Source organism: Pseudomonas sp. 2995-1, assembly GCF_002742505.1.
Lineage (GTDB): Bacteria > Pseudomonadota > Gammaproteobacteria > Pseudomonadales > Pseudomonadaceae > Aquipseudomonas > Aquipseudomonas sivasensis.
The window spans coordinates 23,823-37,200 of the sequence record NZ_LJSA01000379.1; the positions used below are offsets into that span (position 1 = coordinate 23,823).

The following is a 13,378-nucleotide window of genomic DNA, read 5'->3' on the forward strand; positions in this document are numbered from 1 at the left end:
TCAGAACACTGTAGAACCAATGTGGGAGGGGGCTTGCCCCCGATATCGGTGGATCAGCCAATGAATCTGGTGGCTGACAAACTGCTATCGGGGGCAAGCCCCCTCCTACACTGAATCTCCAGTGTTCCCAACCGGCTTTTTCCAACCGGAACAAGCTGTTACTGTACCGACCATAAAGCCCAAGCCGCCTGGATCGGATCTCTGACTTGAAGCGTCCCCTCCTTCTACTAATAAGTCTGGCCTTGAGCTTTGGTGCGAACGCGACGATTACCGAGAGCCACGGGTATACGCAGTTCGGCAGGCTCAAATACCCAGCCAAATTCACCCACTTCGATTGGGTAAATCCTGCAGCGCCGAAAGGCGGGACCTTGCGGGTCATGGCATTTGGCACCTTCGATACGCTCAACCCCTACACGTTCAAAGGCTCAAGCCCGGTTTCAACCCCCAACTTCCTGCAATACGGCGTCAATGAGCTCAACGAACCATTGATGGTCGGCACCGGCCAGTACGCGCCATCCGGCGATGAGCCGACCTCAAGTTACGGATTGATTGCCCAATCGGTGGAGTACAGCGAGGACCGCAGTTGGGTAGTGTTCAACCTGCGCCCGGAAGCACGCTTTCACGACGGCAAGCCGATCACCGCGTATGACGTGGCGTTTTCCTATCGCACTCTGCTGACCGAAGGCCACCCGCAATACCGCACCAACCTGCAGGAAGTGGCGCGGGTGGACATCCTCAACCGTCACCGCATCCGCTTTGTATTCAAGCGCGCCGGCAACCCGCTGCTGATCCTGCGCTTGGGCGAGTTACCGGTGCTGCCCCAACACTATTGGAAAAACCGCGATTTCAAGGCGACCACTTTCGAACCGCCGCTGGGCAGTGGGCCTTACCGTATCAGCAAGGTCACGCCTGGGCGCCAATTGGTGTTCGAACGGGTCAAGGATTACTGGGGCAAGGACCTGCCGGTCAACCAGGGTTTCTATAACTACGACAAGGTCGAGGTGGAGTTCTACCGCGACAGCGACGTGGCCTTCGAAGCCTTCAAGGCCGGCGAGTTCGACATCTATATCGAGCACCAGGCCAAGAATTGGGCGAATGGTTACAACTTCCCGGCGGTGAACCGGGGTGACGTGATCAAGGCGCAGATCGCTCACCAGATCCCCACTCAGAGCCAGGGCCTGTTCATGAACACCCGCCGGCCGACCTTCAGCCAGACCAAGGTGCGCGAAGCCCTGGGGCTGATGTTCGACTTCGAATGGACCAACCGCACGCTGTTCAGCAACGCCTACAAACGCACTTTGAGCTACTACCCCAACAGCGAATTCGCGGCGACCGGCGTACCCGTGGGCCACGAATGGCTGATGCTCTCGCCGTACCGCGAGCAATTGCCGGCGAACCTGTTTACCCAAGCCTTCAGCCTGCCGCAGACCGACGGGCGCGGCATCCCCCGTGAAAACATGCGCCGCGCCCTGTCGCTGCTGGGCGAAGCCGGGTGGAAGCTGTCGGGCCAACGCCTGCTCAACAAGGACGGGCAACCGCTGCGCTTCGAGATTCTGCTGGTCAATCCGAACCTGGAGCGCATCCTGCAGCCCTATGTCGAGAACCTGATCAGCATCGGCATCGACGCGCGGCTGCGCACCGTTGACCGCGCGCAGTACAAGCAGCGCCTGGATCAGTTCGACTTCGACATGATCCTGATCACCCTCAATCAGACCCTGAGCCCCGGCCTTGAGCAGTGGCAGTACTTCCACTCCAGCCAGGCCGCAATCAAGGGCAGCAAGAACTACGCGGGCATCGCCAACCCCGTTGTCGATCACCTGCTGGAACAACTGCTGGCCGCGCAGACCCGCGAAGAACAACTGGCCGCCGGCCGCGCCCTGGACCGAGTGCTCCTGTGGCAGCACTACAGCATTCCCAACTGGTACCTCAACTATCATCGCCTGGCGTACCGTAACCGGTTCGCCTTTGTCACCACGCCGCCCTACAGCCTGGGCCTGAGCGCGTGGTGGCTGAAAGCGTCGGAGAAAGCCCAATGATGTCTTTGCGTACTTCACTGTTTGCCGGCCTGTTGCTGTGCTCCGCAGCCCACGCGGCGCCGCAACATGCGCTGACGCTCTACAACGAGCCGCCGAAATACCCCGCCGACTTCAAGCACTTCGACTATGTGAACCCGGATGCCCCCAAGGGCGGCACCTTCCGCGAATCGAGCATGGGCGGCTTCGACAGCCTCAACCCGTTTATCAGCAAGGGCGTGCCGGCCGACAACATCAGTCTGATCTACGACACCCTCGCCATGCAGAGCCTGGACGAACCCATCACCGAATACGGCCTGGTCGCCGGCAAGATCGAAAAAGCCCCGGACAACAGCTGGGTGCGTTTCTACCTGCGCCCCGAAGCGCGGTTCCACGACGGCCACCCGATCCGCGCCGAAGACGTGGTGTTCACGTTCCAGGAACTGATGAAGGAAGGCTCGCCGATCTACCGCACCTACTACGCCGATGTCGATGAAGTGGTCGCCGAAGACCCGCTGCGGGTGTTGTTCAAATTCAAGCGCACCAACAACCGCGAGTTGCCACTGATCCTCGGCCAACTGCCGGTACTGCCCAAGCATTGGTGGGCCACGCGGGACTTCGCCAAGGGCAACCTGGAGGTGCCGCTGGGCAGCGGGCCGTACAAGGTGGCCGAGGTCAAGGCCGGGCGCATGATCCGCTACGAGCGGGTCAAAGACTACTGGGCCAAGGACCTGCCGATCACCAAGGGTTTCTACAATTTCGATAACCGCATCACGGACTACTACCGCGACAGCACCGTGTCCCTGGAAGCGTTGAAGGCCGGGCAGTTCGACTACTGGCTGGAATTCAGCGCCAAGAACTGGGCCAACGCCTACAACATTCCGGCAGTGACCCAGGGCCGGTTGATCAAGGAAGAGATCCCCAACGGCAATCCCACGGGCATGCAAGGTTTTGTGTTCAATACGCGCAAGGCGATGTTCCAGGACGTGCGCGTGCGCAAGGCCATCAGCCTGTTGCTGGACTTCGAGTGGAGCAACAAACAGCTGTTCAACGGCGCCTACACCCGCACCCGCAGTTACTTCGAAAACTCTGAAATGGCCGCCACCGGCCTCCCCGGCCCGGATGAGCTGAAAATCCTCGAGCCCCTGCGCGACAAAATTCCGGCCGAAGTCTTCACCCAGGCCTTCGAGCCGGCCAAAACCGACGCCAGCGGCATGATCCGCGCCCAGCAACGCGAGGCCTACCAACTGCTGCAGGAGGCCGGCTGGCGCATCGTTGATGACAAGATGGTCGACACCACGGGTAAACCTGTGACCATCGAGTTCCTGCTGGCACAGACCGAGTTCGAACGCATCCTGCTGCCCTTCAAGCGCAACCTGGCGGACCTGGGCATCGACCTGGTAATCCGTCGGGTGGACGTCTCGCAGTTCGTCAACCGCGTCCGCTCTCGGGACTTCGACATGATGGTGGGCAGCTTCCCGCAGTCCACTTCGCCGGGTAACGAACAACGGGAGTTCTGGAAGTCTTCCAGCGCCGACAAGCCTGGCAGCCGCAACTACATGGGCCTCAAGGACCCAGCAGTGGACCAGTTGGTGGAAGAACTGATCGACGCCGATTCGCGCAAAAGCCTCGTGGCCCATGCCAAAGCGCTGGATCGCGTGCTGCAGTTTGGCTACTACGTGATCCCCAACTGGCATATCAAGACGTTCCGCGTGGCGTATTGGGACCACCTGGGGCACCCCAAAGTCCCGCCGCGCTACGACGTGGGCACAGCCACCTGGTGGAGCAAACCCAATGTCAAACCTGCCGTCACCTTGGACACAGACACGAACGCCGATTCGGCGAGCGGAGGCGATTAAATGCTGGCCTATATTGTTCGCCGCCTGTTACTGATCATCCCCACGCTGTTCGGGATCCTGCTGATCAACTTCATCATTATCCAGGCCGCCCCCGGTGGTCCGGTGGAACAGATGATCGCCAAGCTTGAGGGCTTTGAAGGCGCCACCAGCCGCATTGCCGGCGGCGGCGCCGAAGTCTCGGTGGCTGGTTCCAGCAGCTATCGCGGCGCCCAAGGGCTGGACCCGGCGCTGATCAAGGAAATCGAAAAGATGTACGGCTTCGACAAGTCGGCGCCGGAACGCTTGTGGATCATGGTCAAGAACTACGCCCAGCTGGATTTTGGCGACAGCTTCTTCCGTGACGCCAAGGTCATCGACCTGATCAAGGAAAAGATGCCGGTGTCCATCTCCCTTGGGTTATGGAGCACGCTGATCATGTACCTGGTGTCGATCCCCCTGGGGATCGCCAAGGCCACGCGGCATGGCAGCCATTTCGACGTCTGGACCAGTTCGGCGATCATCGTCGGCTACGCGATCCCGGCGTTTTTGTTCGCCATCCTGCTGATCGTGGTATTTGCCGGCGGCAGTTACTTCGACTGGTTCCCGTTGCGCGGGCTCACCTCCAACAACTTCGACGAGTTGAGCTGGGGCGGCAAGATCCTTGACTACTTCTGGCACCTGGCATTGCCCATCACTGCGCTGGTCATCGGCAACTTCGCAACCATGACGCTGCTCACCAAAAACAGCTTTCTCGACGAGATCAACAAGCAGTACGTGGTCACCGCCAAGGCCAAGGGTCTGACCAACCACCGCGTGCTCTACGGCCATGTGTTCCGTAACGCGATGCTGCTGGTGATCGCCGGGTTTCCGTCCGCGTTCATCGGGATTTTCTTCACCGGCTCGTTGCTGGTGGAAGTGATCTTCTCCCTCGACGGCCTGGGCCTGATGAGCTTTGAAGCGGCGATCAACCGCGACTACCCGGTGGTGTTTGGCACGCTGTTTATCTTCACCCTGCTGGGGCTGATCGTGAAACTGATCGGTGACCTCACCTACACCCTGGTCGATCCGCGTATCGACTTCGCCAGCCGGGAGCATTGAGATGAATCTATCCCCCCTCAATCGCCGCCGGTTCGAGCGTTTCAAGGCCAACAAACGTGGCTGGTGGTCCCTGTGGCTGTTCCTGATCCTGTTCGGGCTGAGCCTGGGCGCGGAGCTGATCGCCAACGACAAGCCGCTGGCCGTGCACTACGACGGCGACTGGTATTTCCCGGCGCTCAAGCGCTACCCGGAAACCACCTTCGGCGGCGAATTCCCACTGGAAGCCAACTACAAGAGCCCGTATATCCAGGAGCTGCTCAAGGCCAAGGACGCCTGGACTCTGTGGGCACCGATCCCGTTCAGCTATCAGAGCATTAACTACGACCTGAAAGTGCCGGCCCCCGCGCCGCCCTCTTCCGTGAACTTGCTGGGTACCGATGACCAGGGCCGCGATGTACTGGCGCGGGTGATCTACGGGTTCCGGGTTTCGGTGCTGTTTGCCCTGACCCTGACCATCCTAAGCTCGATCATTGGCGTAATCGCCGGAGCCTTGCAGGGTTTCTATGGCGGCTGGGTCGACCTGGCCGGGCAGCGTTTCCTGGAAATCTGGTCCGGGCTGCCGGTGCTGTATTTGTTGATCATCCTCGCCAGCTTCGTGCAGCCCAATTTCTGGTGGCTGCTGGGCATCATGCTGCTGTTTTCCTGGATGAGCCTGGTGGATGTAGTGCGCGCCGAGTTCCTGCGTGGGCGCAACCTTGAATACGTGCGTGCAGCCCGGGCACTGGGGATGCAGAACGGCGCGATCATGTTCCGCCACATCCTGCCCAACGCCATGGTCTCAACCATGACCTTTATGCCGTTCATCCTCACTGGCGCTATCGGCACCCTGACCGCACTGGACTTCCTCGGCTTTGGTCTGCCAGCCGGCTCGCCGTCCCTGGGTGAACTGGTAGCCCAGGGCAAATCCAACCTGCAAGCACCGTGGCTGGGCATGAGCGCGTTTGCCGTGCTGGCGATCATGTTGAGCTTGCTGGTGTTTATCGGCGAGTCCGCTCGCGATGCCTTCGACCCGAGGAAATGAGATGAATCAGGACAATCTGATCGAAATCCGCGACCTCAGCGTCGAGTTTGTCACCGGCGAGCATCACCACAGGGTGGTCAACAACGTCAGCTTCGACATCAAACGCGGCGAAACCATCGCGCTGGTCGGCGAGAGCGGCTCTGGCAAGTCGGTGACCGCCCACTCGATCCTGCGCCTGCTGCCCTACCCCTTGGCACGGCACCCAAGCGGCATCATCCAGTACGCCGGACAAGACTTGCTGACCCTCAAGGAAAAGACCCTGCGGCACATTCGCGGTAACCGCATCGCAATGATCTTCCAGGAGCCGATGACCTCGTTGAACCCACTGCACTCCATCGAGAAGCAGATCAACGAAGTGCTCGGCCTGCACAAGGGGCTGACCGGCAAGGTTGCCACGCAGCGCACCCTGGAATTGCTCGAACTGGTGGGCATTCCCGAACCGCACAAGCGCCTAAAAGCCCTGCCCCACGAGTTGTCCGGCGGTCAGCGCCAGCGGGTAATGATTGCCATGGCATTGGCCAACGAGCCGGAACTGTTGATCGCCGACGAGCCGACCACGGCCCTCGACGTGACCGTGCAGTTAAAAATTCTGGAGCTGCTCAAGGAGTTGCAGGCACGCCTGGGCATGGCCTTGCTGCTGATCAGCCACGACCTGAACCTGGTGCGGCGCATTGCCCATCGCGTCTGTGTGATGCAGAAAGGTTGCATCGTCGAGCAGGCCGAATGCGAGACGCTGTTCCAGTCGCCGCAACACCCTTACACCCAGGAATTGCTGGCGGCCGAACCCAGCGGTGGACCGGCCAATAATGTGGTCGGGCCGCCGCTGCTGGAGGTCGATGACCTGAAGGTGTGGTTCCCGATCAAGAAGGGCTTTTTGCGCAACACCGTCGATTACGTCAAGGCGGTCGATGGCATCAACTTTAGCCTGCCCCAAGGGCAAACCCTGGGCATCGTCGGCGAAAGTGGTTCGGGCAAATCCACCCTCGGCCTGGCGATTTTGCGCTTGATCGGAAGCAAAGGTGGGATTCGCTTCGAAGGCCAGCAGCTTGACCGCCTGACGCAACAGCAGGTGCGCCCGCTGCGCCGGGAAATGCAGGTGGTGTTCCAGGACCCGTTCGGCAGCCTGAGCCCGCGCATGAGCGTCAGTGAGATCGTTGGCGAAGGTCTGCGCATTCACAAAATGGGCACGCCGGCCGAGCAGGAAGCGGCGATTATCGCGGCGCTCAAGGAAGTGGGCCTGGACCCGGAGTCCCGCCATCGCTACCCCCACGAATTTTCCGGCGGGCAACGCCAACGCATCGCCATCGCCCGCGCGTTGGTGCTCAAGCCGCGCCTGATCCTGCTGGACGAACCTACCTCGGCGCTGGACCGCACGGTGCAACGCCAGGTCGTGGAATTGCTGCGCAGCCTGCAGGCCAAGTACAACCTGACCTACCTGTTCATCAGCCATGACCTGGCGGTCGTGAAGGCATTGAGTCACCAATTGATGGTGGTCAAGCATGGCCAGGTGGTGGAACAAGGCGATGCGCGGGCGATTTTTGCTGATCCGCAGCACGCGTATACCCGGCAGTTGCTGGAAGCGGCGTTCCTCGTTCCTGCCTGAATGCACGCAGACCAAATGTGGGAGGGGGCTTGCCCCCGATGAGGGATTGTCAGCTGATGCAGCTGTGGCTGACCCACAACAATCGAGAGCCCCCCCTCCCACCTTCAGCCCTACTCCTTAACGCCTGCCTAGTAGCGAACCAATATCATTTGCGCTCACCCCATCCTTTTGCTTTAATCGCGACCAATTCTTATTTACACCGTTTCTCTCGCGCTGGATGGCTAGTGTGTCGACCTCCTTCACCCACCTCTACGGCACCCACCACGGCTGGCTGCTCGGTCTGTTGCGCAGACGCCTGAACGACCGCTGGGATGCCGCCGACCTGGCCCACGACACCTTTATCCGCTTACTCAGCCGCCCACCGACCGAGACCGATCACGCGCGCCAGCGCTCCTACCTGGCCACCATCGCCCGTGGTTTGTGCATCGACCATTGGCGACGTCGCCAACTGGAAAAAGCCTGGTTCGACAGCCTCGCCCTGCGTCCCGAAAGTACCCAGCCGTCGCCGGAACAGCGGGCAATCATCGTCGAAACCCTCTACGAAGTGGACGCCATGCTCGCCCGCCTGCCGAGCAAGGTTCGCGAAGCATTCCTGCTGGCCCAACTGCATGGCCTGCCCTACAAAGCCATTGGCGAGCAACTGGGCGTGGGCGAACGCATGGTCAAGAAATACATGGCCCAGGCCTTGCTGCATTGCGCGATCCTCGAAGCCGAGCTGGATGGGATGCTGGTGCAATGAATACCCCCGGCAAGCTCAGCCACGCCAGCCTGGAACAGGCCGCGCACTGGTACGTGCGCCTGCAGGACCAAGGCAGCGCCCAGGAGCAGCAACGCTGGCAGGCCTGGATGGCGCAGAACCCGGAGCATCTGGCGGCCTGGCAGTATGTGGAGCGCGTCAGCCAGCGTTTCGCGCCGCTGATGGACCAAGCCCCGAGCGCCAGCCGCGCCTTGCGCAGTTCGCGGCGCCAGACACTCAAAACATTACTGGTGTTGTGTGCCGGTTCAACCCTGGCGTGGGGCACTTGGCGCAACACCGCCCTGCCCCGGCTGGTGGGCGGCTGGAGCGCCGACTACGCCACCGGCAGCGGCGAGACCCGCGATGCCGTGCTGGCCGATGGCAGTCATGTATGGCTCAACGCCCTGAGCGCACTGGATGTACGCTTCGATCCCCTGCAACGCCTGTTGCACCTGCGCTTTGGCGAAGTGCTGATTGATACGGCCAAGGACGCCGGCCGACCCTTCCTGGTAGACACCGAACACGGCCGCCTGCAGGCCCTGGGCACTCACTTCAGTGTGTTGCAAGGCGAAGACCACACTGAGCTCAACGTCTTTGAGGGCCGGGTGCAAGTGCGCACCGCCAGCCAGCAGGTGCGCATCATCGACGCCGGCCAGCAAATCGCGTTCAACCGCGATGGCTTCAACCCAACCACCGCGGTATCCCCCGCGCGTGAAGCCTGGAGCCGTGGCGTGCTGCTGGCCGACAATTTGCCCCTGGGCCAGTTGGTGGCCGAGCTCAACCGCTATCGCCCCGGCCACCTGGGCTGTGACCCGGCGGTGGCGCACTTGCCGGTGATGGGTTCATTCCCGCTGATGGACAGTGACCACGCCCTGCATCTGCTGCAAGCCGCGCTGCCGGTTCGGGTCGATCGGCTGATGCCATGGTGGGTCACCGTCGGCCCACGGTAAGTTTTTCCCCGCCGCCAGTTCCCTTTTTCAAAACTCGTTCGGTTAACCCTGTAGACGCTTTCAATTCGCCGATCGACTTGATCCAAAGGGAAACATTCATGTCGCAACCTGCTCGCTTCGCGCTGCGCCCATTGGCGCTGGCCACTTCGCTGTTTTGCCTCGGTGTGCCGGTGGTGTATGCCGCCGAATCGCCTTCGACCCAGGAGACCACGCGCAGCTACCGCATCGCTGCTGGTTCGCTGATCAGTGTGCTGAACCGCTTTGCCGAGCAGTCGGGCATTTTCATTGCCGGCCACAACAGCCTGGCCGCCGGCAAGACCAGCCCTGGCCTGTCGGGCAACTACACCGCCGCCAGTGGCTTGCAACACGTGCTGCAAGGCAGCGGCTTGCAGGCCCTGCCCCAGGGCAACAATGGCTACGTGCTGGAACTGATCCCGGCCAGCACCGGGGCCCTGGAGCTGGGCGCTACCACCATTTCTGGCCAGGACTTGGGCGCTACCACTGAAGACACCCACTCCTACACCACAGGCTCGATGGCCTCGGCCACCGGTCTACCGTTATCGATGCGTGAAACCCCGCAATCGGTCACCGTGATCACCCGCCAGCAGATGGACGATCAGGGTTCCAATAGCATTGCCGATACCCTGCGCCGCGCCCCTGGCGTGAGCGTGCAGAACTACGACAGCGAGCGCTGGGAGTTCTCCAGCCGTGGCCTGCCGATCACCAATTTCCAGTACGACGGCGTCAACTCCACCTACGACGGCGTGTACGACTACGGCACCACCAGCACCGACATGGCGGTGTACGACCACCTGGAAATCATCAAAGGTTCGGCTGGCCTGTTAAGCGGCTCCGGCGACCCGTCCGCCACCGTCAACCTGATCCGCAAAAAGCCCACCAAGGACTTCAAGGCCTCGGTCACCCAGACGTTCGGCTCCTGGGACAACTACCGCACCGAAGGCGATATCTCCGGCTCTTTGACCGAGTCTGGCAATGTACGCGGGCGCTTTGTCGGCGTGTATCAGGATCGCCAGTCCTACCTGGACCATTACCAGAACACCAAGGACATCGCCTACGGCATCCTGGAAGCGGACCTGACGCCCGACACCCTGCTGACCTTTGGCATCGACCAGCAGAACACTCGCTCGCGCGGCGCCAGTTGGACCGGTTTCCCGATGTACTTCAGCGACGGCTCGCGCACGAATTTCTCGCGCTCGTTCAACCCGGCCGCCGACTGGAGCCGCCGTGACTTCCAAAACCAGACGCTCTTCGCCTCGGTACAGCACAACTTGGCCAATGACTGGTCGCTCAAAGTCAGTCTCGACCGCAAACGCAGCCAGCACGACACCCTGCTGGCCTCCGCCAGCGGCGGCAACCCGGACCCGGTCACCGGCGACGGCATGTACATGTTCATGGGCAAGTACAAGGGCGACCAGGTGCAGAACACCCTGGACGTCAATTTCAGTGGACCGTTCAGCCTGTTCGGCCGCGAGCATGAGTTGATCATGGGCTTCATGGCCACCCGCTCGAAACAGGACGTGCCGGTGTACGGCTCGATCTACCCCGGCGTGGGCGGCAGCATCTTCGACTGGCAAGGTGAATACGCCAAACCGAACATCCCACGCAGTGGCCAGAACGATATCGTGCAACGCCAGACGGGTGCCTACCTGGCCACTCGCCTGAAGCCCACCGATGACCTGTCGGTGATTCTCGGCACCCGCGTGAGCAATTTCAGCGGCACCGACAGCACCGACTTCTACGACCCGACCCAGACCGACAACCGCACCACCTACCACCAGAGTGGCGTGGTCACGCCGTACGCCGGGATCGTCTATGACCTCAACGACACCTGGTCGGTGTACACCAGCTACACCCAAATCTACCGACCACAAACCAGCAAAGACGCTGACCGCAAATTGCTCGACCCAGTGGAAGGCCAAACCTACGAAGCCGGGCTCAAGGCCGCGTTCTACGACGGTCGCTTGAACGCCAGCTTCGCCGCGTTCCGCATCGAACAGGACAACGTGGCCGAGTATGTCTCAGGCTTCGATACAGACTCGATTTACCGCCCCATCGCCGGCGCGACCACCAAGGGCTTTGAAGCCGAACTGTCGGGCGAGGTGCTGGACGGCTGGAATATCGCCGCCGGCTACACCTACCAGCACACCCGCGATGCCGATGACGGCTACGTGTACAGCTCGGTGCTGCAGACCACCACGCCACAGCAAGTGGTGCGCCTGTTCAGTTCCTATCGCCTGCCCGGCGCACTGGAAAATGTCACCGTGGGCGGTGGCGTGAACTGGCAGAGCGCGTTCTTCGGCAACGTGTTCCAGCCCGATCCGAGCGATACCGTCAACTTCGGCCACGACTCGCGCATCACCCAGGACAGCTACTACCTGGTAGACCTGATGGCGCGCTACCGCTTCAACGAGCACCTGAGCACCACGTTGAACGTGAAGAACCTGTTCGACAAAAAGTACTACACGGGCCTCGGCAACTTCGGCACTGGTTTCTACGGCGAACCGCGCAGCCTGCAGCTGGCGACCAAGTGGGACTTCTAAGCTGACGCCATTGGCGGCGTGTGTAATGATCATCCCTCGTTCTTCCAAGGGATGGAGCCACCGCTATGTCACCGGACACTTGCGCGACACACTCGCCCCGCTTCTGGCGTGACGAGCGCTTGCCGTTCATAGAAGCGCGGACCATCGCCGACGGGCGCAAGGTCACTTACACCCGTCACGCCCATGAGCATTTTTCTATCGGCGCGATCACCACCGGACGCAGCTATTACCACTACGGCGCCGAGACCTTCCAGATCAGCGTCGGCACGGTGGTATTGATGAACCCTGGCGACGTGCATGCCTGCAACCCTATTGAGAACGAGCATTGGTCCTACCATATGCTCTACCTCGATACCCCGTGGCTCACGAACCTGCAATACCAACTGGGCTTCAGTACCGAACAGGGTTACCGGCCATTCAATACGCCCCATACCCGTGACCCGGTGTTGTTCAGCGGCCTGTTGGCGCTGTACAGCACATTGGTGGACGAACAGGCCGAACTGCTGCAAAAGCAAAGTGCACTGATCAGTTATTTCAGTGAAGTTCAGCAGCGCCTGAACCCATCGCTTACGCCAGTGCGGGAGGTGAACCACAAGCTGGAACGCGCCGCCGAATTCATCCGCGCGCACTGCACCCTTGCGTTGAAACTGGAAGATATTTGCCAGGCGGCCGAGCTGTCGCCGTCGTACCTGATCCGCGCGTTCAAGCAGTATTACGGGCTGACGCCCCATGCGTTTGTGGTCAATGAGCGTATCCAGTTTGCCCGCAGCCAACTACGCCAGGGCGAACTGATCGCCGATGTGGCCCTGGCCGCAGGCTTTGCCGACCAAGCGCATTTCCAGCGTGCCTTCAAACAGCACTTCGCCGCCACGCCCGGCCAGTACCGCGACCGGCTCAAGCCATCAGCAAATAACCCACACTGGCCACCAGCAACGCGGCCATTGAGCGGTTGAACACGCGCACGCCCTGGGGGTTACTCAAGTAGCGGCGCAGGAAGGTGCCCGCATAGGCCCAGCACGCCACCGACAGGTAACAGATCACCAGATAGAGGCTTGCAAACAGCCACACCTGACCGGCGTCGCCATCAGCCACGAACAGACCCATTCCCGCCACGCAAGCCAGCCAAGCCTTGGGGTTGAGCCATTGCATGATGGCGCCGTAAAGCATTGATGGCGCAGTGGCGGTGCCCTCGGCGTCCAGGCGGCCATCATCGACGGCCAGTTTCCAGGCCATGTACAGCAAAAAGGCCACGCCGCCCCATTGAATCAATTGGGTCAGGATTGGCCAGCGCAGTAACACTTCATGCAGGCCCAGGCCGATCAGCACCAACAGCAGGGTGAAACCGACGGCAGCGCCGAACACGTGTTTCTGGCTGGCGGCAAAACCGAACCGAGCGCCGGAACTCAGGGCCACGACATTGACCGGTCCCGGTGTGATAGAGGTGGCCAGGGCGAAGGCGGCCATGGAAATAATCAAGCTCATTGCGGATCCCTTTTTATGGTGATGCATGAAGAGGGATCCACGGTATAAGGCCGAGCCGAAACGGTATTGAACAAAAT

The 13,378-nt window shown here is 61.0% G+C and carries 10 protein-coding genes; 9 read left to right on the plus strand and 1 reads right to left on the minus strand.

Annotation, left to right across the window (positions count from 1 at the left end; translation table 11 throughout):
• Positions 1-206: 206 nt before the first annotated feature.
• The 9 genes from AOA61_RS20950 (at position 207) to AOA61_RS20990 (ending at position 12,772) form a co-directional block, all read left to right on the plus strand.
• Complete coding sequence (locus tag AOA61_RS20950; RefSeq protein ID WP_099602648.1) at positions 207-2,036, plus strand: extracellular solute-binding protein; 1,830 nt, start codon at positions 207-209, stop codon at positions 2,034-2,036.
• On the plus strand, positions 2,033-3,871 hold the full coding sequence (locus AOA61_RS20955) for an extracellular solute-binding protein (RefSeq protein WP_099602649.1): 1,839 nt from the start codon (positions 2,033-2,035) through the stop codon (positions 3,869-3,871). Before AOA61_RS20950 ends, AOA61_RS20955 begins: the two co-directional genes overlap by 4 nt.
• A complete protein-coding gene (locus AOA61_RS20960) occupies positions 3,872-4,948 on the plus strand; it encodes a microcin C ABC transporter permease YejB (RefSeq protein ID WP_032885816.1) in 1,077 nt (358 codons plus the stop codon).
• Between the two features lies 1 nt (position 4,949).
• Positions 4,950-5,969, plus strand: a complete 1,020-nt coding sequence (locus AOA61_RS20965) for an ABC transporter permease (protein ID WP_032885814.1) — start codon at positions 4,950-4,952, stop codon at positions 5,967-5,969.
• A gap of 1 nt (position 5,970) precedes the next feature.
• On the plus strand, positions 5,971-7,572 hold the full coding sequence (locus tag AOA61_RS20970; RefSeq protein ID WP_032885813.1) for an ABC transporter ATP-binding protein: 1,602 nt from the start codon (positions 5,971-5,973) through the stop codon (positions 7,570-7,572).
• 217 nt (positions 7,573-7,789) lie between these two features.
• Entirely contained in the window at positions 7,790-8,311 is a 522-nt protein-coding gene (locus AOA61_RS20975; protein WP_099602650.1) for a sigma-70 family RNA polymerase sigma factor, read from the plus strand.
• Positions 8,308-9,258 carry a FecR domain-containing protein gene (locus AOA61_RS20980; protein WP_095185936.1) on the plus strand — a complete coding sequence of 317 codons (951 nt, stop codon included), beginning with the start codon at positions 8,308-8,310 and terminating at the stop codon, positions 9,256-9,258. The genes AOA61_RS20975 and AOA61_RS20980 overlap by 4 nt, the downstream gene beginning before the upstream one ends.
• Positions 9,259-9,356: 98 nt before the next feature.
• Positions 9,357-11,819 (plus strand): TonB-dependent receptor, encoded by a 2,463-nt coding sequence (locus AOA61_RS20985; RefSeq protein ID WP_099602651.1) that lies wholly within the window; start codon positions 9,357-9,359, stop codon positions 11,817-11,819.
• Between the two features lie 65 nt (positions 11,820-11,884).
• Positions 11,885-12,772, plus strand: coding sequence for an AraC family transcriptional regulator (locus AOA61_RS20990; RefSeq protein ID WP_095185938.1), 888 nt, complete (start codon positions 11,885-11,887; stop codon positions 12,770-12,772).
• On the opposite strand, the gene AOA61_RS20995 is transcribed toward AOA61_RS20990, so the two are convergent.
• On the minus strand, positions 12,714-13,301 hold the full coding sequence (locus tag AOA61_RS20995; protein ID WP_099602652.1) for a LysE family translocator: 588 nt from the start codon (positions 13,299-13,301) through the stop codon (positions 12,714-12,716). The two genes, AOA61_RS20990 and AOA61_RS20995, sit on opposite strands and share 59 nt — an antisense overlap.
• Positions 13,302-13,378 lie beyond the last annotated feature (77 nt).

Excerpts from the sequence above, each read along its gene's own strand:
- AOA61_RS20985 (WP_099602651.1), top strand. The coding sequence starts at position 9,357 with ATGTCGCAACCTGCTCGCTTCGCGCTGCGCCCATTGGCGCTGGCCACT.
- AOA61_RS20995 (WP_099602652.1), bottom strand. The coding sequence starts at position 13,301 with ATGAGCTTGATTATTTCCATGGCCGCCTTCGCCCTGGCCACCTCTATC.
- AOA61_RS20980 (WP_095185936.1), top strand. The coding sequence starts at position 8,308 with ATGAATACCCCCGGCAAGCTCAGCCACGCCAGCCTGGAACAGGCCGCG.
- AOA61_RS20965 (WP_032885814.1), top strand. The coding sequence starts at position 4,950 with ATGAATCTATCCCCCCTCAATCGCCGCCGGTTCGAGCGTTTCAAGGCC.
- AOA61_RS20955 (WP_099602649.1), top strand. The coding sequence starts at position 2,033 with ATGATGTCTTTGCGTACTTCACTGTTTGCCGGCCTGTTGCTGTGCTCC.
- AOA61_RS20975 (WP_099602650.1), top strand. The coding sequence starts at position 7,790 with ATGGCTAGTGTGTCGACCTCCTTCACCCACCTCTACGGCACCCACCAC.
- AOA61_RS20970 (WP_032885813.1), top strand. The coding sequence starts at position 5,971 with ATGAATCAGGACAATCTGATCGAAATCCGCGACCTCAGCGTCGAGTTT.
- AOA61_RS20960 (WP_032885816.1), top strand. The coding sequence starts at position 3,872 with ATGCTGGCCTATATTGTTCGCCGCCTGTTACTGATCATCCCCACGCTG.
- AOA61_RS20990 (WP_095185938.1), top strand. The coding sequence starts at position 11,885 with ATGTCACCGGACACTTGCGCGACACACTCGCCCCGCTTCTGGCGTGAC.